General features: G+C 40.5%; 30 protein-coding genes and 1 pseudogene. All 31 read right to left on the reverse strand.

Translation table 11 applies throughout. The features are described from left to right. Positions 1-199 precede the first annotated feature (199 nt). Positions 200-1,243: a recombinase RecA gene (recA, locus tag ACFINM_RS03710; protein ID WP_273791424.1), complete on the reverse strand. Its 1,044-nt coding sequence runs from the start codon at positions 1,241-1,243 to the stop codon at positions 200-202. 988 nt (positions 1,244-2,231) lie between these two features. Continuing rightward, a complete protein-coding gene (locus ACFINM_RS03715; RefSeq protein WP_375630110.1) occupies positions 2,232-3,557 on the reverse strand; it encodes a replication-associated recombination protein A in 1,326 nt (441 codons plus the stop codon). An 8-nt stretch (positions 3,558-3,565) separates the two neighbouring features. After that, positions 3,566-4,960, reverse strand: coding sequence for a DegQ family serine endoprotease (locus tag ACFINM_RS03720; RefSeq protein ID WP_375621432.1), 1,395 nt, complete (start codon positions 4,958-4,960; stop codon positions 3,566-3,568). A gap of 267 nt (positions 4,961-5,227) precedes the next feature. Continuing rightward, on the reverse strand, positions 5,228-5,656 hold the full coding sequence (gene rplQ / locus ACFINM_RS03725; protein WP_375640511.1) for a 50S ribosomal protein L17: 429 nt from the start codon (positions 5,654-5,656) through the stop codon (positions 5,228-5,230). A 24-nt stretch (positions 5,657-5,680) separates the two neighbouring features. After that, positions 5,681-6,694: a DNA-directed RNA polymerase subunit alpha gene (locus tag ACFINM_RS03730; RefSeq protein ID WP_375611485.1), complete on the reverse strand. Its 1,014-nt coding sequence runs from the start codon at positions 6,692-6,694 to the stop codon at positions 5,681-5,683. 94 nt (positions 6,695-6,788) lie between these two features. Then, positions 6,789-7,178 carry a 30S ribosomal protein S11 gene (rpsK, locus tag ACFINM_RS03735; protein WP_007347762.1) on the reverse strand — a complete coding sequence of 130 codons (390 nt, stop codon included), beginning with the start codon at positions 7,176-7,178 and terminating at the stop codon, positions 6,789-6,791. A 114-nt stretch (positions 7,179-7,292) separates the two neighbouring features. Next, positions 7,293-7,661: a 30S ribosomal protein S13 gene (gene rpsM, locus ACFINM_RS03740; RefSeq protein ID WP_026500557.1), complete on the reverse strand. Its 369-nt coding sequence runs from the start codon at positions 7,659-7,661 to the stop codon at positions 7,293-7,295. Positions 7,662-7,842: 181 nt separating this feature from the next. After that, positions 7,843-8,421: an adenylate kinase gene (locus tag ACFINM_RS03745; RefSeq protein ID WP_375640515.1), complete on the reverse strand. Its 579-nt coding sequence runs from the start codon at positions 8,419-8,421 to the stop codon at positions 7,843-7,845. Further along, positions 8,418-9,764, reverse strand: coding sequence for a preprotein translocase subunit SecY (gene secY / locus ACFINM_RS03750; protein ID WP_375640520.1), 1,347 nt, complete (start codon positions 9,762-9,764; stop codon positions 8,418-8,420). Before secY ends, ACFINM_RS03745 begins: the two co-directional genes overlap by 4 nt. A gap of 161 nt (positions 9,765-9,925) precedes the next feature. Continuing rightward, the gene (gene rplO / locus ACFINM_RS03755) at positions 9,926-10,393 is read right to left on the reverse strand and encodes a 50S ribosomal protein L15 (protein WP_375621435.1); all 468 of its coding nucleotides are present in this window, start codon (positions 10,391-10,393) and stop codon (positions 9,926-9,928) included. 20 nt (positions 10,394-10,413) lie between these two features. Then, positions 10,414-10,620 (reverse strand): 50S ribosomal protein L30, encoded by a 207-nt coding sequence (rpmD, locus tag ACFINM_RS03760; protein WP_375611481.1) that lies wholly within the window; start codon positions 10,618-10,620, stop codon positions 10,414-10,416. A gap of 31 nt (positions 10,621-10,651) precedes the next feature. Beyond that, positions 10,652-11,200 carry a 30S ribosomal protein S5 gene (gene rpsE / locus ACFINM_RS03765; protein ID WP_015856574.1) on the reverse strand — a complete coding sequence of 183 codons (549 nt, stop codon included), beginning with the start codon at positions 11,198-11,200 and terminating at the stop codon, positions 10,652-10,654. Between the two features lie 111 nt (positions 11,201-11,311). Beyond that, entirely contained in the window at positions 11,312-11,674 is a 363-nt protein-coding gene (gene rplR / locus ACFINM_RS03770; RefSeq protein ID WP_273791414.1) for a 50S ribosomal protein L18, read from the reverse strand. A 12-nt stretch (positions 11,675-11,686) separates the two neighbouring features. Continuing rightward, the gene (gene rplF / locus ACFINM_RS03775; RefSeq protein ID WP_375621436.1) at positions 11,687-12,220 is read right to left on the reverse strand and encodes a 50S ribosomal protein L6; all 534 of its coding nucleotides are present in this window, start codon (positions 12,218-12,220) and stop codon (positions 11,687-11,689) included. A gap of 39 nt (positions 12,221-12,259) precedes the next feature. Continuing rightward, positions 12,260-12,658: a 30S ribosomal protein S8 gene (gene rpsH / locus ACFINM_RS03780; protein WP_375611478.1), complete on the reverse strand. Its 399-nt coding sequence runs from the start codon at positions 12,656-12,658 to the stop codon at positions 12,260-12,262. 14 nt (positions 12,659-12,672) lie between these two features. Continuing rightward, positions 12,673-12,978, reverse strand: a complete 306-nt coding sequence (gene rpsN / locus ACFINM_RS03785) for a 30S ribosomal protein S14 (RefSeq protein ID WP_273791412.1) — start codon at positions 12,976-12,978, stop codon at positions 12,673-12,675. A 24-nt stretch (positions 12,979-13,002) separates the two neighbouring features. Next, a complete protein-coding gene (gene rplE / locus ACFINM_RS03790; protein WP_375640525.1) occupies positions 13,003-13,560 on the reverse strand; it encodes a 50S ribosomal protein L5 in 558 nt (185 codons plus the stop codon). Further along, positions 13,553-13,867 (reverse strand): 50S ribosomal protein L24, encoded by a 315-nt coding sequence (gene rplX, locus ACFINM_RS03795; protein WP_375611476.1) that lies wholly within the window; start codon positions 13,865-13,867, stop codon positions 13,553-13,555. The genes rplE and rplX overlap by 8 nt, the downstream gene beginning before the upstream one ends. Before the next feature lie 12 nt (positions 13,868-13,879). Next, the gene (gene rplN, locus ACFINM_RS03800; protein ID WP_004855715.1) at positions 13,880-14,248 is read right to left on the reverse strand and encodes a 50S ribosomal protein L14; all 369 of its coding nucleotides are present in this window, start codon (positions 14,246-14,248) and stop codon (positions 13,880-13,882) included. 144 nt (positions 14,249-14,392) lie between these two features. Then, the gene (rpsQ, locus tag ACFINM_RS03805; RefSeq protein ID WP_012231991.1) at positions 14,393-14,632 is read right to left on the reverse strand and encodes a 30S ribosomal protein S17; all 240 of its coding nucleotides are present in this window, start codon (positions 14,630-14,632) and stop codon (positions 14,393-14,395) included. An 11-nt stretch (positions 14,633-14,643) separates the two neighbouring features. Continuing rightward, complete coding sequence (rpmC, locus tag ACFINM_RS03810; protein WP_375606714.1) at positions 14,644-14,844, reverse strand: 50S ribosomal protein L29; 201 nt, start codon at positions 14,842-14,844, stop codon at positions 14,644-14,646. A 12-nt stretch (positions 14,845-14,856) separates the two neighbouring features. Then, on the reverse strand, positions 14,857-15,270 hold the full coding sequence (rplP, locus tag ACFINM_RS03815) for a 50S ribosomal protein L16 (RefSeq protein WP_375611475.1): 414 nt from the start codon (positions 15,268-15,270) through the stop codon (positions 14,857-14,859). Positions 15,271-15,306: 36 nt separating this feature from the next. Next, a complete protein-coding gene (rpsC, locus tag ACFINM_RS03820; RefSeq protein ID WP_273791408.1) occupies positions 15,307-16,017 on the reverse strand; it encodes a 30S ribosomal protein S3 in 711 nt (236 codons plus the stop codon). After that, positions 16,017-16,406 (reverse strand): 50S ribosomal protein L22, encoded by a 390-nt coding sequence (rplV, locus tag ACFINM_RS03825; RefSeq protein WP_375621437.1) that lies wholly within the window; start codon positions 16,404-16,406, stop codon positions 16,017-16,019. Before rplV ends, rpsC begins: the two co-directional genes overlap by 1 nt. Positions 16,407-16,408: 2 nt before the next feature. Further along, the gene (gene rpsS, locus ACFINM_RS03830) at positions 16,409-16,687 is read right to left on the reverse strand and encodes a 30S ribosomal protein S19 (RefSeq protein ID WP_004855734.1); all 279 of its coding nucleotides are present in this window, start codon (positions 16,685-16,687) and stop codon (positions 16,409-16,411) included. A 15-nt stretch (positions 16,688-16,702) separates the two neighbouring features. Next, positions 16,703-17,536: a 50S ribosomal protein L2 gene (gene rplB / locus ACFINM_RS03835; RefSeq protein WP_273791406.1), complete on the reverse strand. Its 834-nt coding sequence runs from the start codon at positions 17,534-17,536 to the stop codon at positions 16,703-16,705. 20 nt (positions 17,537-17,556) lie between these two features. Next, entirely contained in the window at positions 17,557-17,850 is a 294-nt protein-coding gene (locus ACFINM_RS03840; RefSeq protein ID WP_375640528.1) for a 50S ribosomal protein L23, read from the reverse strand. Then, positions 17,847-18,467, reverse strand: coding sequence for a 50S ribosomal protein L4 (gene rplD, locus ACFINM_RS03845; protein ID WP_375640533.1), 621 nt, complete (start codon positions 18,465-18,467; stop codon positions 17,847-17,849). The genes ACFINM_RS03840 and rplD overlap by 4 nt, the downstream gene beginning before the upstream one ends. 2 nt (positions 18,468-18,469) lie before the next feature. Next, the gene (gene rplC, locus ACFINM_RS03850; protein ID WP_273791404.1) at positions 18,470-19,207 is read right to left on the reverse strand and encodes a 50S ribosomal protein L3; all 738 of its coding nucleotides are present in this window, start codon (positions 19,205-19,207) and stop codon (positions 18,470-18,472) included. Between the two features lie 27 nt (positions 19,208-19,234). Further along, entirely contained in the window at positions 19,235-19,543 is a 309-nt protein-coding gene (gene rpsJ / locus ACFINM_RS03855) for a 30S ribosomal protein S10 (protein WP_005773267.1), read from the reverse strand. A 61-nt stretch (positions 19,544-19,604) separates the two neighbouring features. After that, positions 19,605-19,669: pseudogene (locus tag ACFINM_RS03860) on the reverse strand (elongation factor Tu); the annotation flags it as partial.

Raw genomic sequence — 19,669 nt, forward strand, 5'->3', positions numbered from 1 at the left:
ACCTGCTCAATACAGCACAAAACCATAAAAGAAAAATCCCCCTCATTAAATCCTCTTCGCCACGCATGGAGTCAATTTAATCAAAAATGGAATATTTGTTTTAAAAAATTGAGAAAAAAATGACTGCGTATTTAAAAACTCAAACAAAAAAACAGGAAAATCTTAAAGAAAAAAAATTATAGACGAAAAAAACGCCCCATCAAATGGCTTCATCACTTTCTATATTTTCTGACCCTGCATTTTCTAACAATTCAATCGCAATCAAACCAGCATTTTGGCGCAAAGCTGCTTCAATCTCTGTAGCTATTTCCACATGTTCACGTAAAAACTGCTTTGCATTCTCACGCCCCTGCCCTAAACGCTGAGAATTATAAGAAAACCATGCACCAGATTTTTCCACAACACCAACCTTGACACCCAAATCAATCAACTCACCTACTTTGGAAATACCTTCACCATAAATAATATCAAACTCAACCTGTTTGAATGGAGGTGCCAATTTATTTTTCACCACTTTAACGCGCGTCTGATTACCAACGATTGAATCCCTATCTTTAATGGATCCAATGCGACGAATATCTAAACGAACAGAAGCATAAAACTTTAAAGCGTTTCCACCCGTTGTCGTTTCAGGAGAACCAAACATCACACCAATTTTCATGCGAATTTGATTAATAAAAACAACCATACAGTTAGAGCGAAAAATTGCTGCGGTTAATTTTCGTAACGCTTTACTCATTAACCGAGCTTGCAATCCGGGCAAAGCATCACCCATTTCACCGTCAATTTCTGCTCGCGGTGTTAAAGCTGCGACAGAATCCACAACAAGCACATCAACGGCACCAGAACGAACCAACGTTTCTGTAATTTCCAATGCCTGTTCACCGGTATCTGGCTGAGAAATGAACAAGTTTTCTAAATCAACACCAAGCTTACGCGCATAAATAGGATCAAGCGCATGCTCTGCATCAATAAAAGCACAAATCCCACCACCTTTCTGTGCCTCAGCAATAGCATGGAGAGCCAATGTCGTTTTCCCAGAACTTTCTGGTCCATAAATCTCAACAATACGCCCCTTCGGTAATCCACCAATCCCTAAAGCAATATCCAAGGATAACGATCCTGTTGGAATTGTTTCAATTTCAACAACTTGCTCTTTTTGCCCAAGACGCATAATCGAGCCTTTACCAAAAGAACGTTCAATTTGTGAGAGAGCAGCATCGAGAGCTTTTGTTTTATCCACGATTATATCCTTGACCGAATTCATAATAACCTAAAACTTTAGTGTACACTGTACTTTTAATTTAACTAAAGGTTTGAGTTTAGAGTTTCACAGACTATTTCCATTCCTATCTCCACATTATGTCCATAAACATTCATGACCATCACAATAAAGAATTGGCATTGCTTATCTTATGACACATAATAAACTCCAATAAAGTAATATCTCTATGGGAGCATAGTTAACATATTTATATCTCTCTAGAAAAGGAACAATTTAATTTTAAACACAATGTTCTACAACCCTTCTGCTTATCCCTTTGATTAAATACTTGAGAGACTAAGAATTCTCCCGCTATTGATCACACAAAAAACGCATCATCAATCAACCTCATACCCTATTGCATCGAAGAACAAAACGCTATTGTGTTGCATATTCATGCACTTGATTTAAGAAACATCTCTCAAAACTTCCAAGCTCATTTTGTGACAACACCTATGAATGTGGTATACTGCAAAACCCTTTAGGCACCACCATCTTTACTCTATAGAAGGAGCAAGCCGGCACCATCACACTATTTATCATCCTCCAATATTGCAACAGCTCTCGGCACTTGAGACAATTCATAAGAGGGATTTTTAGTCTTTTCTTGTACAGTTTTTATCACACGCTAATCCTGCTTGTAACATGCAAGCGAATAACTTGATTGCTTCAACAAATAACAGACTTGGGATGAGAGAAATTTACGGTATTTGAAACTTTCATTCAACTTACGAAACAGTCAATCATCATTATAAGTCAATATATTATTTAATAAAAACCAAAAAAAATACAGCAGCTTAAAAGTTGAATGACATATTTAAATTTGAAAAAACATGCACTTTTGAAAATATCAAAAAAAATCTCTACAAGCAATGCAATAAATGTTTAAAATATAAGCTAAATTTCTCATACAATAACATAAGAGATAAAATAATAAATCCAAGATCAATAAAAAACGTATTTCAACTCAAATTTTATTTTGATCTTTACGTTTTTTGCGCAACTGTTGCCACCACTCAAGACGTTTCACAATTTCACGCTCAAAACCACGCTCAACTGGTTTATAATAACTCTGACGCCCAAGTTTTTCGGGAAAATATTCTTGTCCTGAAAAAGCGTCTGGTTCATCATGGTCATAACAATAACCACTTCCATACCCTTCTTCCTTCATAAATTTCGTAGGCGCATTAAGAATATGCTTAGGAGGTGGTAAAGAGCCATTTTTGCGCGCACAACGCAGTGCTGCTTTATACGCAAGATATGCTGCATTTGACTTTGGCGCAGTTGCAACATAAAGACATGCTTGCGCCAAGGCCAATTCTCCTTCTGGTGATCCTAAATAATCATAGGCATCTTTTGCTGCATTACAAATGACAAGAGCTTGAGGATCCGCCAAACCAACATCTTCAACGGCCATACGAACCAATCTTCGCCCAATATAGAGAGGATCTTCACCAGCATCCAACATACGTGCCAAATAATAAAGCGCAGCATCAGGATCAGATCCACGAACGGATTTATGCAACGCTGAAATGAGATTATAATGCCCATCTCGTCCTTTATCATAAATAGGCGCACGACGCTGAATAACTTTTTGCAAAGCAACAACATCAAGAATCTCTCCCAATGGTGCAATAGACCAAACTTCCTCTGCCAATGTTAACGCAACCCGCGCATCACCATCAGACATCTCTATCAAAACGTCTCTGGCATCATTATCCAAGGGAAGAGTTTTTCCCTCCACTTCTTCAGCACGCCTCAAAAGCATGTCCAAACTTTCATGATCATGAGAAAGAAATGTTAAAACACGTGCACGCGAAAGAAGGGCAGCATTCAGCTCAAAAGAAGGATTTTCGGTTGTTGCACCTATAAGTACCACAGTACCCTCTTCCATTACAGAAAGAAAACTATCCTGCTGTGCACGATTAAACCGATGAATTTCATCAACAAAGAGAAGTGTTTTATCCCCAGATATAAAACGCCTCTGCGCAACTTCAAAAATCTTTTTAAGTTCAGAAACTCCTGTAAAAATAGCAGAAACCTGTTCAAACACGAAATTTGTTTCAAGGGCTAACAAACGTGCAACAGTCGTTTTTCCCGTCCCTGGAGGTCCCCAAAAAATCATCGATCCAATTGAGCCTGTTGCCGCCATACGTGAAAGCAAACCATCCTCTCCAATCAAATGCTTTTGTCCCACAACATCATTGAGAGAACAAGGACGCATTCTTTCTGCAAGTGGCTGATTTTTATTAACTTGAAAATCAAACGACGAAGTAAAAAAATCTTTCTTCAAAAAAAACCTCAACGAATAAATTGGCGAATATACATACCATCACGTTCATATTCCAATTGCCACATATTTGAGCGACCTTGCATAAGAACCTTTTTCAACTGATGAACTGTTTGAATTTTATGGCCATTTACAACACGTAGAATATCTCCTGACTGAAAAATTCCAGCTGCATTGCTCATTTTATCAAGATTGGTAATCACAACCCCTTTTGCAGATATAGGAAGATGAAAACGTCGACTATTTTGCGGTGTCAAATCTAACACTTCAGCACCAGCAAGAGGACTGTCACCCGTAATTTTTTCAGATTTTAAAAATGCAGTTTCTGATATCGATGAAACTGTTATTTGTGTTTTTAAAGTTTTTCCACTTCGTAAATATTCCAAAGCAAGACTATGCTCAACGTCAGCTGTCATCAAACGATAACCAAGACTATCTGGACTGTCAACGCGTACCCCCTGCACACTCAAAATAACATCACCTACTTTCAATCCAGCTTTTTCAGCAGGACTATCTTTGATAACTTCAATAATCAGAGCACCATAGGGACGTTCTAAACCTAAACCACCAGCAATATCAGCTGTAACATTTTGAAAAGAAGCCCCAATATAAGGCGGCACAAAATATTTTCCACCGCGTTTAACAGTATCAAGCATCACTTTTACAAGATTAACTGGAATAGCAAAACCAATCCCTACAGAACCACCGGAACGCGAATAAATAGCCGTATTAATTCCGATTAACTGACCTTTCATATCAATTAAAGCGCCACCAGAATTCCCTGGATTAATGGCTGCGTCTGTTTGAATAAAAAAGTCAAAATCAGAAACCCCAACACGTGTACGCGCTTGCGCTGAAACAATACCACTTGTAACTGTTTGACCAACACCAAAAGGATTACCAATAGCAAGAACAAGATCACCAACTTCAACAGCATCAGAATTTCCCAAAGAAAGAACCGGAAATTGAGCATCTTTTTCCTTAACTTCAAGAATGGCAATATCAGTTGCTTCATCTTTGAGCACGACCTTACTCTCAAACTCCCGTCCATCAGAAAAAGCCACTTTAATTTCGCTTGCATCTTTAATGACGTGGTAATTTGTAACGATCAAACCACGTGCATCAACAATCACCCCTGATCCTAATGACGATTGCTTACGAACAGGAAATTTATTTTGAAAACGACCAAAAAATTGCTCAAAAAATGGATCGCCTTCAAAAGGTGATCGAGCTCTAATTTGTCGAGCTGCATAAATATTTACAACAGATGGAACTGTCTTTTTAACTAAAGGAGCAAATGAAAGAGTGATTTCTGTTTGTGTTTGAGGAACATGAGCATATACATGATCAAATGATATCTGCATCATAATTGCAAAAAAAATCCGCACCCAAAAAGAATACCTCATAATCCACTCCTTATAAAATCAGCACATTCTGTTGAAGATTAATAGAATAAAAAAACGTATCCCCGCAAATTAAGGACCTCTATTAATATTTCATAATAGAGAATAAAAACAACCTATTTAAACAATAAATATTATAAAAATAAGATAATTCAATATTCTATAATTTTCTCTCTGCACCTATTTCTCAACTAAAACAAACTTAAAAATGCTCACAAAAAAACCGCCCAAGACAAGGCGGCCTTTAAAAATCCAACAGAATAAAAAACTCTACGAAGATGTTCCCTTTTCATTCTCAGAAGCTTCCATGCGAGCACGATCCTCAGCACCCTTCGCTTCAACATCACGATCAACAAATTCTATAACAGCCATGGGCGCATTATCACCGGTACGAAACCCCGCTTTCATAATACGCAAATACCCACCGTTGCGTGATGCATAACGTGGCGCAAGCGTATCAAATAATTTTGCAACCTTTCCTGCATCACGAAGTGCTGCAATAGCTTGCCGACGCGCATGCAAACCACCACGCTTACCAAGAGTAACGAGTTTTTCAACAATAGGACGAATTTCTTTAGCCTTTGGAAGCGTTGTCACAATCTGCTCATGCTCGATCAACGAAGTTGCCATATTTGCAAACATCGCTTTACGGTGACTGGCAGTACGGTTCAACTTGCGTCCTGACTTACTATGGCGCATAAGCCCTCTCCTTAAATTCTAATTTTAATATTGATCTTCATAACGTTTTGCAAGATCATCAATGTTTTCAGGCGGCCACGCAGGAATCTCCATCCCAAGATGTAAACCCATACACGCCAAAACTTCTTTAATCTCATTCAACGATTTGCGACCAAAATTCGGTGTCCGAAGCATTTCAGATTCTGTTTTTTGAATCAGATCACCAATATAAACAATATTATCATTCTTAAGACAGTTTGCCGAACGAACTGAAAGTTCTAATTCATCCACTTTTTTGAGAAGTGCAGGATTAAAAGAAAGCTCAGAATCAGCCTCTTCAACAGGCTCCTTCTGTGGCTCTTCAAAGTTAATAAATAACGATAATTGATCCTGAAGAATGCGTGCTGCAAAAGCAACAGCATCCTCACCATTAACAGCACCGTTTGTTTCAATCGTGAGCGTTAATTTATCATAATCGAGAACTTGACCTTCGCGTGTATTTTCTACTTTATAAGATACCTTACGGATCGGTGAATAAAGACTATCAATTGGAATAAGCCCTATACGTGCATCATCAACACAATTACGATCAGATGGAACATACCCCTTTCCTGTGTTGACAATAAATTCCATACGAATTTCAGCTTCTTCATCAAGAGTACAAATAACATGATCTGGATTTAGAATTTCCATATCTCCAACTGTACTGATATCTCCCGCTTTCACAACACCAGGCCCCTCTTTATAAACGACAACACGTTTAGGCCCTTCTTCTTCCATACGAAGCGCAATTTCTTTTATATTCAGAATAATATCCGTAACATCCTCACGCACACCTGGAATCGATGAAAATTCATGCAAGACACCGTCAATCTGCACAGCAGTAATAGCAGCACCACGAAGCGAAGATAACAAAACGCGACGAAGCGCATTTCCTAACGTTAAACCAAAACCACGCTCAAGAGGTTCAGCAATCACACTTATAATATTTGGATTATCATGTGCACATGATTCAACCTTATTGGGTTTAATAAGTTCCTGCCAGTTTTTCTGGATCATATTTTTATTCCCGTTCTTTAGTTCCGTTACCATTCAATCGTAACGACCAATGTGAACATCAGAGAAATCTCCGACAACAAAAAACAACACCCAATTAAACACGCCGCCTTTTCCGCGGACGACATCCATTATGAGGAATTGGTGTTACATCGCGAATAGAAGTAATGACAAAACCAACAGATTGCAATGCACGTAAAGCAGATTCACGCCCTGATCCAGGTCCACAAACTTCAACTTCCAAAGAACGCATACCATGCTCTTGCGCTTTTCTTGCACAATCCTCCGCAGCAACTTGAGCAGCAAAAGGTGTCGATTTACGCGCACCTTTAAACCCCTGAGCTCCCGCAGATGACCAGGCAATTGCATTACCCTGAGCATCAGTAATAGTAATCATTGTGTTATTAAATGTTGAATTAATATGTACAACACCCGATGAAATATTTTTACGTTCGCGACGACGAACACGTGTGGCTTCCTTGGCCATAATTTCCCTTTCAACGATCTCATCACTGCCGTAACATCAGCAGCTCCACCTTTTTTCCTTGTCAAAAAAATCAAACAAGAAAAAGAATATATAAAAAACCTTCCACAAAGGCCCTTATTTCTTCTTACCGGCGATTGCCTTAGCCGGACCTTTACGTGTACGGGCATTCGTATGTGTACGCTGTCCTCGGACAGGCAAAGACCGGCGATGACGCAATCCTCGATAACAACCAAGATCCATCAAACGCTTAACATTCATAGCAACCTCACGACGAAGATCACCTTCAACTTGATACCCCTGATCTATTGCCTCACGAATCTGCAGCACCTCAGCATCTGAAAGCTCATGCACACGACGCCCCAAAGGAATGCCAACTCTTTCAATAATTTCTTGAGCAAATTTTGGTCCAATCCCGTGGATATATTGAAGCGCAATAATTACACGCTTATTTGTCGGGATATTGACGCCAGCAATACGAGCCACGCCTACTCTCCTTAGTTATTTTGACAAATTGTTATAAAATACCTGATATACCTTACAGAAAAAAATAGACTCAGAAAAAAATTCTTCCGAATCCTATTATTTCACTAAAATAAATTAAATTCACTTTTGATAGATTTCATCTCAAAAGTCAACTCTTTTCATTTATTTCTAAAAAAAAATCTCATGAAAGAAACCCTCTAATCATACGTGTCACTTCAGCAACACCAATCATTCCATCAATAACCTTCAACATTCCCCTCTCTGAATAAAATTTTGATAAGGGAGCTGTTTTTTCACGATATTCTACTAATCTTTTTGCAAAAGCAACAGGATTGTCATCTAAACGAACCTGTCCACCAGTCGCTATTGTTTCCTCAACGCGCTTCTTCATACGTTCAATCAACACGTCTTCATCAACACACAATTCAATAACAGCATTAAGCCGCATATTTTTTGAATCCAGTATCTGTTGCAACGCTTCTGCTTGCCCCACAGTTCGCGGATATCCATCCAAAACAAAACCGTTTACACAATCAGCTTCATCAATCCGATCTGATACGATTTGATTAACAATACTATCAGGTACCAAAGTACCAGAACTTATAATAGCTTTAGCTTTTTTACCAATCTCCGTTTCTTTGGCAATCACCTCACGCAACATATCCCCTGTTGATAAATGAGGAATGTTATATTCCTCAGTCAACATTTTTGCTTGCGTACCTTTTCCCGCTCCAGGAGGACCTAAAAGAATAACTCTCATCGATTCCTTTTACCTCCACGAAGTTTTGATTTTTTTATCAACCCTTCATATTGGTGGGCAACAAGATGCCCCTGAATTTGAGCAACCGTATCAAGTGTAACAGTAACAACAATCAACAAGGATGTTCCCCCAAGATAAAAAGGAACCTGTAATGCAGATATCATAAATTCAGGTAACAAACAAACCAAGATAATATAAAGTGCCCCCACAACAGTAATACGCGTCAAAACGTAATCAATATATTCGGCTGTACGCTCACCTGGACGAATCCCTGGAATAAAACCAGAATGTTTTTTCAACTGATCTGCAGTATCACTTGGATTAAACACAATAGCTGTATAAAAAAAGCAAAAAAACGCCATTAAAAATGCATAAACAATCATATAAAGTGGCTGTCCATGACCAAGAGCATAAGAAATCTCCTGAACCCATTGTGGCATTTTATCAGAAAAATTATTAATAGTGGCAGGTAATAATAATAAAGATGAAGCAAAAATAGGTGGAATAACACCAGCAGTATTCAACTTTAAAGGAAGATGCGACATATCTCCTTGAAACATTTGATTACCGACCTGACGTTTCGGGTATTGGATAAGAATTCGCCGTTGCGCACGCTCTATAAAAACAATAAGCCCAATAACCAAAACAGCAATAAGAACGATTCCTATTAAAAGAAAAGTTGATAAATCAGCCTGACTATGAGCTGTCAAAAGCTGAGCAAAAGTAGAAGGAAAGTTGGCTACAATCCCTGTAAAAATGATAAGAGAAACCCCATTACCAATACCACGTGACGTAATTTGCTCGCCAAGCCACATAAGAAACATCGTTCCGCCAACAAGCGTAATAACAGAAGAAATACGAAACATAAGACCTGGTTCTAAAACAATTTGAAGCCCCGACCCTATACCGCTTTCAAGCGCAACCGCAATACCAAAAGCTTGTAGAATTGCCAATACGACTGTTACATAACGCGTATATTGATTGATAATCTTACGACCTAAATCCCCTTCTTTTTTAAGAGTTTCCAAAGAAGGAATAATAGATGTTAACAATTGCACAATAATAGATGCCGATATATAAGGCATGATACCCAGCGCAAAAATAGCCATACGCCCAACGGCACCTCCAGCAAACATATTAAAGAGTCCTAATACACCCGACGCGTGATGTTCAAATGTTTGCCGCAAAGCATCGATATTGATACCTGGAAGAGAGATGTAAGTGCCAAAACGATATACAAGAAGCGCCAACAGAGTAAACCAGATGCGTTTCTTTAATTCAGTTGCACGCGAAAAGGTGCCAAAATTTATATTGGAAGCAAATTGCTCTGCTGCTGATGCCATAAAACGTCTCCACTTTACACTTCAGTTTTTCAAATCACAGAAGTATAATCCTAAAATTCATATATGCATACACAAACAAATGCAGAACTTAAACAATTCTCCACAAAAGATCCCACAAAACAGATATTATTCTTCTTTAGGTCTCTATTCATATTAAAAAATTATCGAGCAATATCAGGAAGAATAACCTGACCACCCACTTTTTCAATCTTAACACAAGCAGCTTGTGAAGCACCAGAAACATGAAAGGTAATCTTAGCCTTCAAATCACCATCAGAAAGAAGACGAACCCCATCTTTTTCACGACGAATAATACCAGCCTCTTTCAAAGAAACCATATCAACAGGCTTTTCAATATTCAACTTACCTGCATCAACTGCCAACTGAATACGTCCTAGTGAAACTTCATTGTAGGTTTTAGCAAAGAAATTCCTAAATCCACGTTTTGGCAAACGACGATAGATGGGCATTTGCCCACCTTCAAAACCATTAAGGGAAACACCAGAACGTGACTTTTGCCCTTTTACACCACGACCACCAGTCTTACCCGTACCGGAACCAATACCACGCCCAACACGCTTACGATTTTTTGTTGCGCCTTCGCAATCACGTAGTTCATTGAGTTTCATATCTAATACTCCCGCAACCCTTAACCTTCATCTATAACGCGAACAAGATGCCGAACCCGAGCAATCATACCCCGCACACAAAGTGTATCATCTAAAACGCGCCGACGACGCATTTTATTTAGTCCAAGCCCCTTTAAGGTTGCACGCTGAATCTGTGAGTTTCGAATAGGGCTTCCAATTTGTTCCACCGTCACAGTTTTACCACTCTGAGATTTTTTCTGAACCATTTCCTAATTCCTTTTCTGATAATCTCAGAAACTACCCTTCTAGGTCGACTAAATGGCGACGACGCGCCTGCAAAGTCGAATACTTTATACCACGTTGAGCAGCAATATCTCTAGGATGCATTTGATGTTTCAATGCATCAAATGTTGCACGAACCATGTTATAAGGATTCGACGATCCTAGTGATTTTGCAACGACATCCTGCATACCAAGAGCTTCAAAAATAGCACGCATCGGCCCCCCAGCAATAATACCAGTACCAGCAGAAGCCGAGCGTAGCAAAACACGCCCAGCTCCGTGACGACCTTCAAGATCATGATGCAATGTACGCCCAGACCGAAGTGGAACATAAATCATCCCACGCTTTGCAGATTCCGTTGCTTTACGAACGGCTTCTGGAACTTCACGGGCTTTACCATGTCCAAAACCCACACGCCCTTTTTGATCTCCAACGACAACAAGAGCAGCAAAACCAAAACGCCGACCACCCTTTACAACTTTAGCAACACGATTGATATGAACGAGCCTATCGACAAATTCATTATCGCGTTCTTCTCTCTCACCACGTTCTTTTTGTGCCATTCCTCATTCCTTTTTCTTTTCCGGAAGCACGATAACAAAGTCCCTCATCAAACTGGAAGAACTTAAACGAAATACTCTAAACTCTCCTTACTCATTCATAAATAAGAAATTTTAGAAATTCAAACCACCTTCACGAGCAGCTTCAGCTAAAGCTTTGACGCGACCATGGTACACATACGCTCCACGATCAAAAACCACCTCATTAACACCCGCTTTCTTCGCACGCTCAGCAATTAACTTACCAACAGCAAAGGCCGCCTTTTTATCAGCACCACTCTTTAACGATTTTTTCAAATCACTTTCAAGAGTAGAGGCTGAAACAAGTGTACATCCCCGCAAATCATCGATAACTTGAGCATAAATGTTCTGATTTGAACGATAAACACTAAGGCGAGGACGATCATGAGAAACCATTTTAATTCTACGACGAACGCGCCTTGCACGACGTTGGATAATGTCCTTAGATGAAACCATAATACAAAATCCTTATTTCTTTTTACCTTCTTTACGGAAGATACGTTCATCTGCATGCTTAACACCTTTACCTTTATAAGGCTCAGGCTTACGATACTCACGAATCTCCGCTGCAACTTGTCCAACTTGCTGTTTATCAATTCCAGAAACAACAATTTCCGTTGGCTTAGGAACAGTCACAGTAACACCCGACGGAACTTTATAAACCACATCATGCGAAAAGCCCAGAGATAGTTGAACATCCTTACCCTGCAAAGCAGCACGATAACCAACCCCATTAATCTCCAACCTCTTTTCAAAACCATCTTTCACACCACAAAAAATGTTCTCAATCATTGAGCGCGACATACCCCATTTAGAACGCGCATCTTTTGACTGATCCCGCGGCATAACTGATATGATATTCTCCTCAAGTTTGACTAAGACTTCATCATTGACGACGTAACTCAGCTCACCTTTTGGACCTTTTGCCTTAACCAGCTGTCCTTCAACAGTAGCAGTAACTCCAGAAGGAATTGAAATGGGTTTCTTTCCAATACGAGACATTGTTCTAACCTACTTTTTCTTCCGTTTTCTTGACATAACTTAGAAAACACGACAAAGGAGTTCTCCACCAACATTCTGTTCACGCGCCTCATGATCTGCCATGACGCCTTTAGGAGTCGATAAAATCGAAATACCAAGGCCATTTGCCACCTGAGGAAGTGACTTAGCAGAAACATACACACGACGCCCTGGCTTTGATACACGTGAAATCTCACGAATAGCAGCCAGCCCTTCAAAATACTTCAATTCGATTTCAATCTCCGCTTTCCCATCACCTAAATCAATTCGATTATATCCGCGAATATAACCCTCCGACTGAAGAACATCAAGAACGTGCGCACGAAGCTTCGAATCTGGAGTAACTACTTTACCTTTTTTACGACCAAGTGCATTACGAATACGTGTTAACATATCACCAAGAGGATCTGACATAGACATTAAATAATCTCCTCTTACCAACTAGACTTTACAATACCAGGAATATAGCCAATAGAGCCAAGCTCACGCAACGCAATTCGCGACATTTTTAATTTACGATAATAAGCCCGCGGACGACCTGAAACCTCACAGCGATTACGAATACGAACTTTCGAAGAATTACGCGGCAACTCTGCCAACTGAACAGAAGCTTTAAAACGTTCCTCAAGAGAAACCTTCTGATCCATAACTATTGCTTTCAAACGTGCACGACGGGCAGCATAGCGCTTTACCATCACCTCACGACGCTTATTTTTTTCAACGGCACTTACTTTGGCCATAATTTCACCTCACTACGTTTGCCGTTACGAACGAAAAGGAAAATTAAAAGCACGCAATAACTCACGAGCTTCATCATCCGTTTTTGCTGTCGTACAAACGATAATATCCATGCCCCAAATTTGATCAACTTTATCATAGTTGATTTCTGGAAACACAATGTGTTCTTTAATACCCATAGCAAAATTGCCACGACCATCAAAACTCTTTGGATTTAAACCACGAAAGTCACGAACCCGCGGAAGAGCAATCGTCACAAGACGATCTAAAAACTCAAACATACGATCTTTACGTAATGTAACTTTAGCCCCAAGAGGCATTCCTTCACGAACCTTAAAGGTCGCAATAGAATTACGCGCACGCGTAACAACAGCCTTCTGACCCGTTATTAGCCCTAAATCCTCAGCGGCAAGGGAAGGCTTCTTCGAATCAGCAGTTGCTTCACCTATCCCCATATTTATTACAACTTTATCAATCCGCGGAATTTGCATCGCATTTCTGTAATTAAACTTCTCTTGAAGCATTTTACGAATCACTTCAAAATAATGCGCTTTCATACGCGGTATTTGTCTTTCCTCAGCCATTAATCAACTCTCCCGAACGCTTGGCAAAACGAACTTTATTACCATCTGCATTCATACGAAAGCCTACACGTGTAGGCTTACCATCTTTAGGATCAGCAATCGCCAAATTAGACAGATGAATCGGAGCTTCTTTAGAAATAATTCCAGCTTCTTGCTTCTGCGTTTGACGTTGATGACGTTTAATCATATTAATCCCACGAACAAAAGCCTTATTCTCTTTTGGATTAACCTTAATTACTTCACCACTACATCCTTTATCCTTACCGGACAAAACAACAACTTTATCACCTTTTCGAATCTTTTGCATAACATTTACTCCTTACAGAACTTCAGGAGCAAGCGAGATGATCTTCATATGATTCCTACCACGCAATTCACGGGGAACAGGTCCAAAGATACGAGTACCGATCGGCTCTTTTTTGTTATCCACTAAAACCGCAGCATTACTATCAAAACGAATGACACTACCATCTGCGCGACGAATATCCTTAGCAGTACGAACCACAACAGCTTTCATAACATCACCTTTTTTAACACGGCCACGAGGAATTGCATCCTTAACCGAAACAACAATAATGTCACCGACCGAAGCATATTTCCGCTTTGAACCGCCTAACACTTTGATGCACATGACACGACGCGCTCCAGAATTATCAGCAACGTCGAGGTTTGTTTGCATCTGAATCATGACTGGCCACCTTCTCTTAATACATATATCCGATTGTATCTTTTACACACTCGGATTTGCCTGCCAAATAACGATAAAGTTATCGTCTTCAAATTTATCAATGATAACCACACTGTTAAATTCTAAAACAATAAGCTTAACTCTTTACGCTACATTGTCTTTTACAACAATCCAACATTTATCTTTCGAAATTGGTCTAGATTCTTGAATAGAAACTTGATCCCCAATCTTGAATTGGTTGTTTTCGTCATGCGCTTTATAATTTTTAGACTGCCGAACAGTCTTCTTAAGAAGCGGATGAGAATAACGGCGTTCAACTTTGACAACAACAGTCTTATCACTTTTGTCGCTAATAACAACACCCTGCAAAACGCGTTTAGGCATCTCTTATTTCCTTAAACCTTACTTTCACTTATCTTTTGACGAAGAAAAGTTTTAATACGCGCAATATCACGACGAACTTGTCTAACGCGCGCAGTCTTTTCTAATTGACCTGTTGCTTTTTGAAAACGCAAATTAAATTGCTCTTTCTTTAACTTAGCCAATTCATCTTTCATTTGGTCGAGCGTTTGCGCCCGTAATTCTGTGGCTCTCATCGCTTAACCTCATTATTCAGCAATACGCTGGATGAAACGCGTTTTTATAGGCAACTTTGCAGCACCCAATCTTAGTGCTTCACGTGCAACATCCTCCGGAACTCCATCAAGCTCAAACATGACGCGCCCAGGAGCAACACGTGCAGCCCAATAATCAACACTTCCCTTACCTTTACCCATACGAACTTCAGTCGGTTTAGATGTAACCGGAAGATCTGGAAAAATGCGAATCCACACACGACCAGAACGCTTCATATAACGTGTAATCGCACGACGCGCCGCTTCAATTTGACGAGCAGTAACCCGCTCCGGCTCAACAGCCTTCAAACCGTAGGCACCGAAATTCAAATCCGTACCACCCTTCGCAAAACCGTGAATACGGCCTTTGAACTGTTTACGGAACTTTGTGCGCTTTGGCTGCAACATTGTTCTCTACTCCAAATTTTAGTTCAATCTCAAAAACTAAGCATTTTCGCGGCGACGATTCGATGAAGAACCAGATTGATCAGCTTCCGTAGCACGACGTTCTGAAGCCATCGGATCATGCTCAAGAATCTCACCCTTAAAGACCCAAACTTTAATACCACAAATACCATAAGCGGTCTTAGCTTCTGCTGTACCGTAATCAACATCAGAACGCAAGGTATGAAGTGGAACACGACCTTCACGATACCATTCCATACGAGCAATTTCAGCACCACCAAGACGGCCAGAACAATTGATACGAATACCTTCCGCACCAAGACGCATAGCAGACTGAACAGCACGCTTCATTGCACGACGAAAAGCAACACGACGCTCTAACTGTTGAGCAATTGATTGCGCAATAATTGTCGCATCAATCTCCGGTTTACGAATCTCCACAATATTCAATGAAGTTTCAGCATCCGTCATTTCTGAGAGCTTACGACGAAGCTTTTCGATATCAGCACCCTTTTTACCAATAATCAAACCAGGACGTGCAGAATGAATTGTAATACGACACTTTTTATGAGGACGCTCAATAACAACCTTAGAAATAGCCGCCTGTTTAAGCTCCTCAAGCACATATGAACGAATTTTCAAATCTTCATGAAGAAGGCGCCCATATTCACCACTATCAGCATACCAACGAGAGTCCCAAGTCCGATTAACACCAAGACGAAGTCCTATTGGATTGATCTTCTGCCCCATTACGCGGCCTCCACTTTTTCGGTAATTTCACGAACAATAACAGTAAGATGCGAAAATGGACGTTCAATTCTACTAGCACGCCCTCGACCACGAACATGAAAGCGCTTCATCACTATCGACTTACCAACATAAGCTTCCGCCACAACAAGCGAATCAATATCAAGATCGTGGTTATTTTCTGCATTTGCAATTGCTGATTCAAGCGTTTTTTTCACAGTAGCAGCAATACGCTTGCGTGAAAACATCAAATCAGCGAGCGCTACATTAACTCTTTTACCACGAATCATTGCAGCAACTAAATTAAGCTTCTGCGGACTAACACGAATTGTCCGCGTGACAGCTCTTGCTTCATTATCTTTAAGCTGGCGCGAAACTTTAGCTTTTCCCATTCCTACTTCCTCTTCGCTTTCTTATCGGCACCATGACCATAATAAGTCCGGGTAGGAGCAAACTCACCAAACTTATGCCCAACCATCTCTTCAGAAACAGAAACAGGAATATGCTTATTACCGTTGTAAACACCAAAAGTTAAACCAACAAATTGCGGTAAAATAGTAGAGCGACGACTCCATATTTTTATAACTTCGTTGCGCCCACTTGCACGTACCTTCTCTGCTTTACCAAGAAGATAGCCGTCAACAAACGGACCTTTCCACACTGAACGAACCACCTCAGACTACCTTTCTCATTTCTTGCGTTGATGACGCGTACGCATAATAAATTTATCAGTGGCTTTATTGGAGCGCGTACGCTTACCTTTCGTAGGTTTACCCCAAGGAGAAACTGGATGGCGTCCCCCCGATGTACGACCTTCACCACCACCGTGTGGATGATCAACGGGGTTCATAGCAACACCACGAACATGTGGACGTTTACCACGCCAACGTGACCGACCCGCCTTACCATCATTAATATTCCCATGATCAGGATTTGAAACAGCGCCAACAGTTGCAAAACAGCTACTCGGAACCAAACGCTGTTCACCAGAATTTAAACGAAGAATAGCCATACCATGATCTCGTCCAACCAACTGCGCATAAGCACCTGCTGAACGTGCAATCTGCCCCCCTTTTCCTGGCTTCATCTCAACATTATGAATAATTGTGCCTACAGGCATATTACCAAGAGGCATAGCATTACCTGGTTTAACATCCACATTTAAACCAGCCATAACAGAATCACCAACACCAAGACGCTGTGGCGCAAGAATATAACTCAATTGCCCATCCTCATAGCGGATTAAAGCAATAAAAGCGGTACGATTAGGATCGTATTCTAAACGCTCAACCTTTGCTGAAACATCACGTTTAAGACGCTTAAAGTCGACAAACCGATAACTACGTTTATGTCCACCACCCTGAAAACGAGCAGTAACACGACCGCGATTATTACGCCCACCCTTTGAAGACAAACCTTCAGTTAACATCTTTATAGGTTTTCCCTTATAAAGACAAGAACGTTCCACAATAACAAGCTGACGCTGCCCAGGTGTAGTTGGATTAAATTGCTTAAGTGCCATTATTCCTATCTCCGAGCCTCTTAAAGACCTGTCGAAACGTCGATAGTCTGACCACTGGCCAGAGTTACGATCGCTTTTTTGACATCACTCTGCCGACCAACTATACCTTTGAAACGCTTCACTTTACCCTTACGGACTATCGTATTAACTGCTTTAACTTTTACGCTAAAAAGCGCTTCAACAGCAGCCTTAATCTCAGGCTTCGTCGCTTTCGGCGCGACATTAAAAGCAACTTGATTATATTCAGAAATCATAGTCACCTTTTCAGTAATAACTGGACTAATAATTATATCATAATGGCGAATATCTGTCATTTAAAACGCTCCTCAAGAGCCTCAACAGCTGCTTTTGATAAAACAAGTTTGCTGCGACGCAAAATATCATAAACATTAATTCCCTGAATAGGCAAAATGTCAATATTAGGGATATTAGAGGCTGCACGAAAAAAGTTAATATCAATCTCTTTACCACCAATCAAGAGAGCGTTATTAAATCCAAGCTTAGAAAAATGAGAAACAAGCATTTTCGTTTTAGCATCCTTAACAGCCAACTCATCCACAATAATCAAATCTTTTGCTTTTAATTTTGCAGATAAAGCAAGACGCAACCCAAGAGCACGAATTTTTTTAGGAAGATCATGCGCATGGCTGCGAACCACCGGTCCATGTGCCTTACCCCCACCTCTAAACTGCGGTGCACGTGCAGATGAATGTCGAGCACGCCCAGTTCCTTTCTGTTTAAACATTTTTGCCCCTGTTCGCGACACATCAGAACGACCTTGGGATTGATGACTTCCCTGCTGACGACGTGCAAGCTGCCAACGAACAACACGTTGCAAAATATCCTCACGCGGAACAAGATCAAAAATAGCTTCAGAAACCTTTAATTTGCCAGCTTCATTACCATCAAGAGTTTTAATTACAAGATCCATTATTAGGCTCCCTCAACCTCAGAGGTTTCCGTCACCGGAGTAACCATTTCCGCTTTCTCTTTCACAAGACGGCGAATACCAGCAGGCTTTGGAGCATTATCAGGAAGACGCTTCTTCACAGCATCCCGTATCAAAATCCAAGAACCTTTAGAACCAGAAACAGCACCACGCACTAAAATTAAACCACGCTCACTATCAGTGGAAATAACTTCAATATTCTGTGTTGTTACACGCACTTGCCCCATATGGCCAGCCATTTTTTTACCTTTAAAAACTTTACCAGGATCTTGGCACTGCCCTGTAGAACCATGAGCACGATGTGTAATCGAATTACCATGAGAAGCACGATGCCCACCAAAGTTATGTCGTTTCATAACACCAGCAAACCCCTTACCAATACTGGTACCAGTCACATCAACTCTTTGTCCTGGAACAAAATGTTCCACTGTAATCTCAGTACCAACATCAAGAAGATTGTCGGGACTCACACGAAACTCTGCTATTTTGGCTTTAGGCTCGACAGAAGCCTTAGCAAAATGTCCACGAAGAGCTTGTGAAGTATTCTTAACCTTAGCAAAGCCTACACCTAATTGAACAGCAGTATAACCATTCTTTTCAACTGTACGCTGAGCAACGACTTGACAATTCTCCAAACGAAGTACCGTCACCGGCACATGCTCACCAGCATCATTATAAATACGGGTCATGCCCAGCTTCTGTGCTATTACACCTGAACGCATCGGGTCTGTTCCTTCTGTCCTCAAACCTCAGAGCTTAATTTCTACATCCACACCAGCAGAAAGATCGAGCTTCATAAGCGCATCCACTGTTTGCGGCGTTGGATCAACAATGTCAAGAAGACGCTTATGTGTTCGCATCTCAAACTGCTCACGACTTTTCTTATCGATATGCGGTCCACGATTGACCGTAAACTTCTCAATCCGCGTCGGAAGCGGAATGGGACCACGGACATTTGCACCGGTACGTTTAGCAGTCGATACAATCTCACGCGTCGACGTATCAAGAATTCTATGATCAAACGCTTTCAAGCGAATGCGAATATTCTGACTGTTCATGCTCTTTATTTCCCTGTTATACAAAGTGCCTTCAATAATCAAAGCACTCAACAAGCATTATTTATTCAATGATCTTAGAGACGATACCGGCACCAACAGTACGACCACCTTCACGAATAGCAAAAC

Source organism: Bartonella sp. AA168HLJHH, from assembly GCF_042197365.1.
GTDB lineage: Bacteria > Pseudomonadota > Alphaproteobacteria > Rhizobiales > Rhizobiaceae > Bartonella.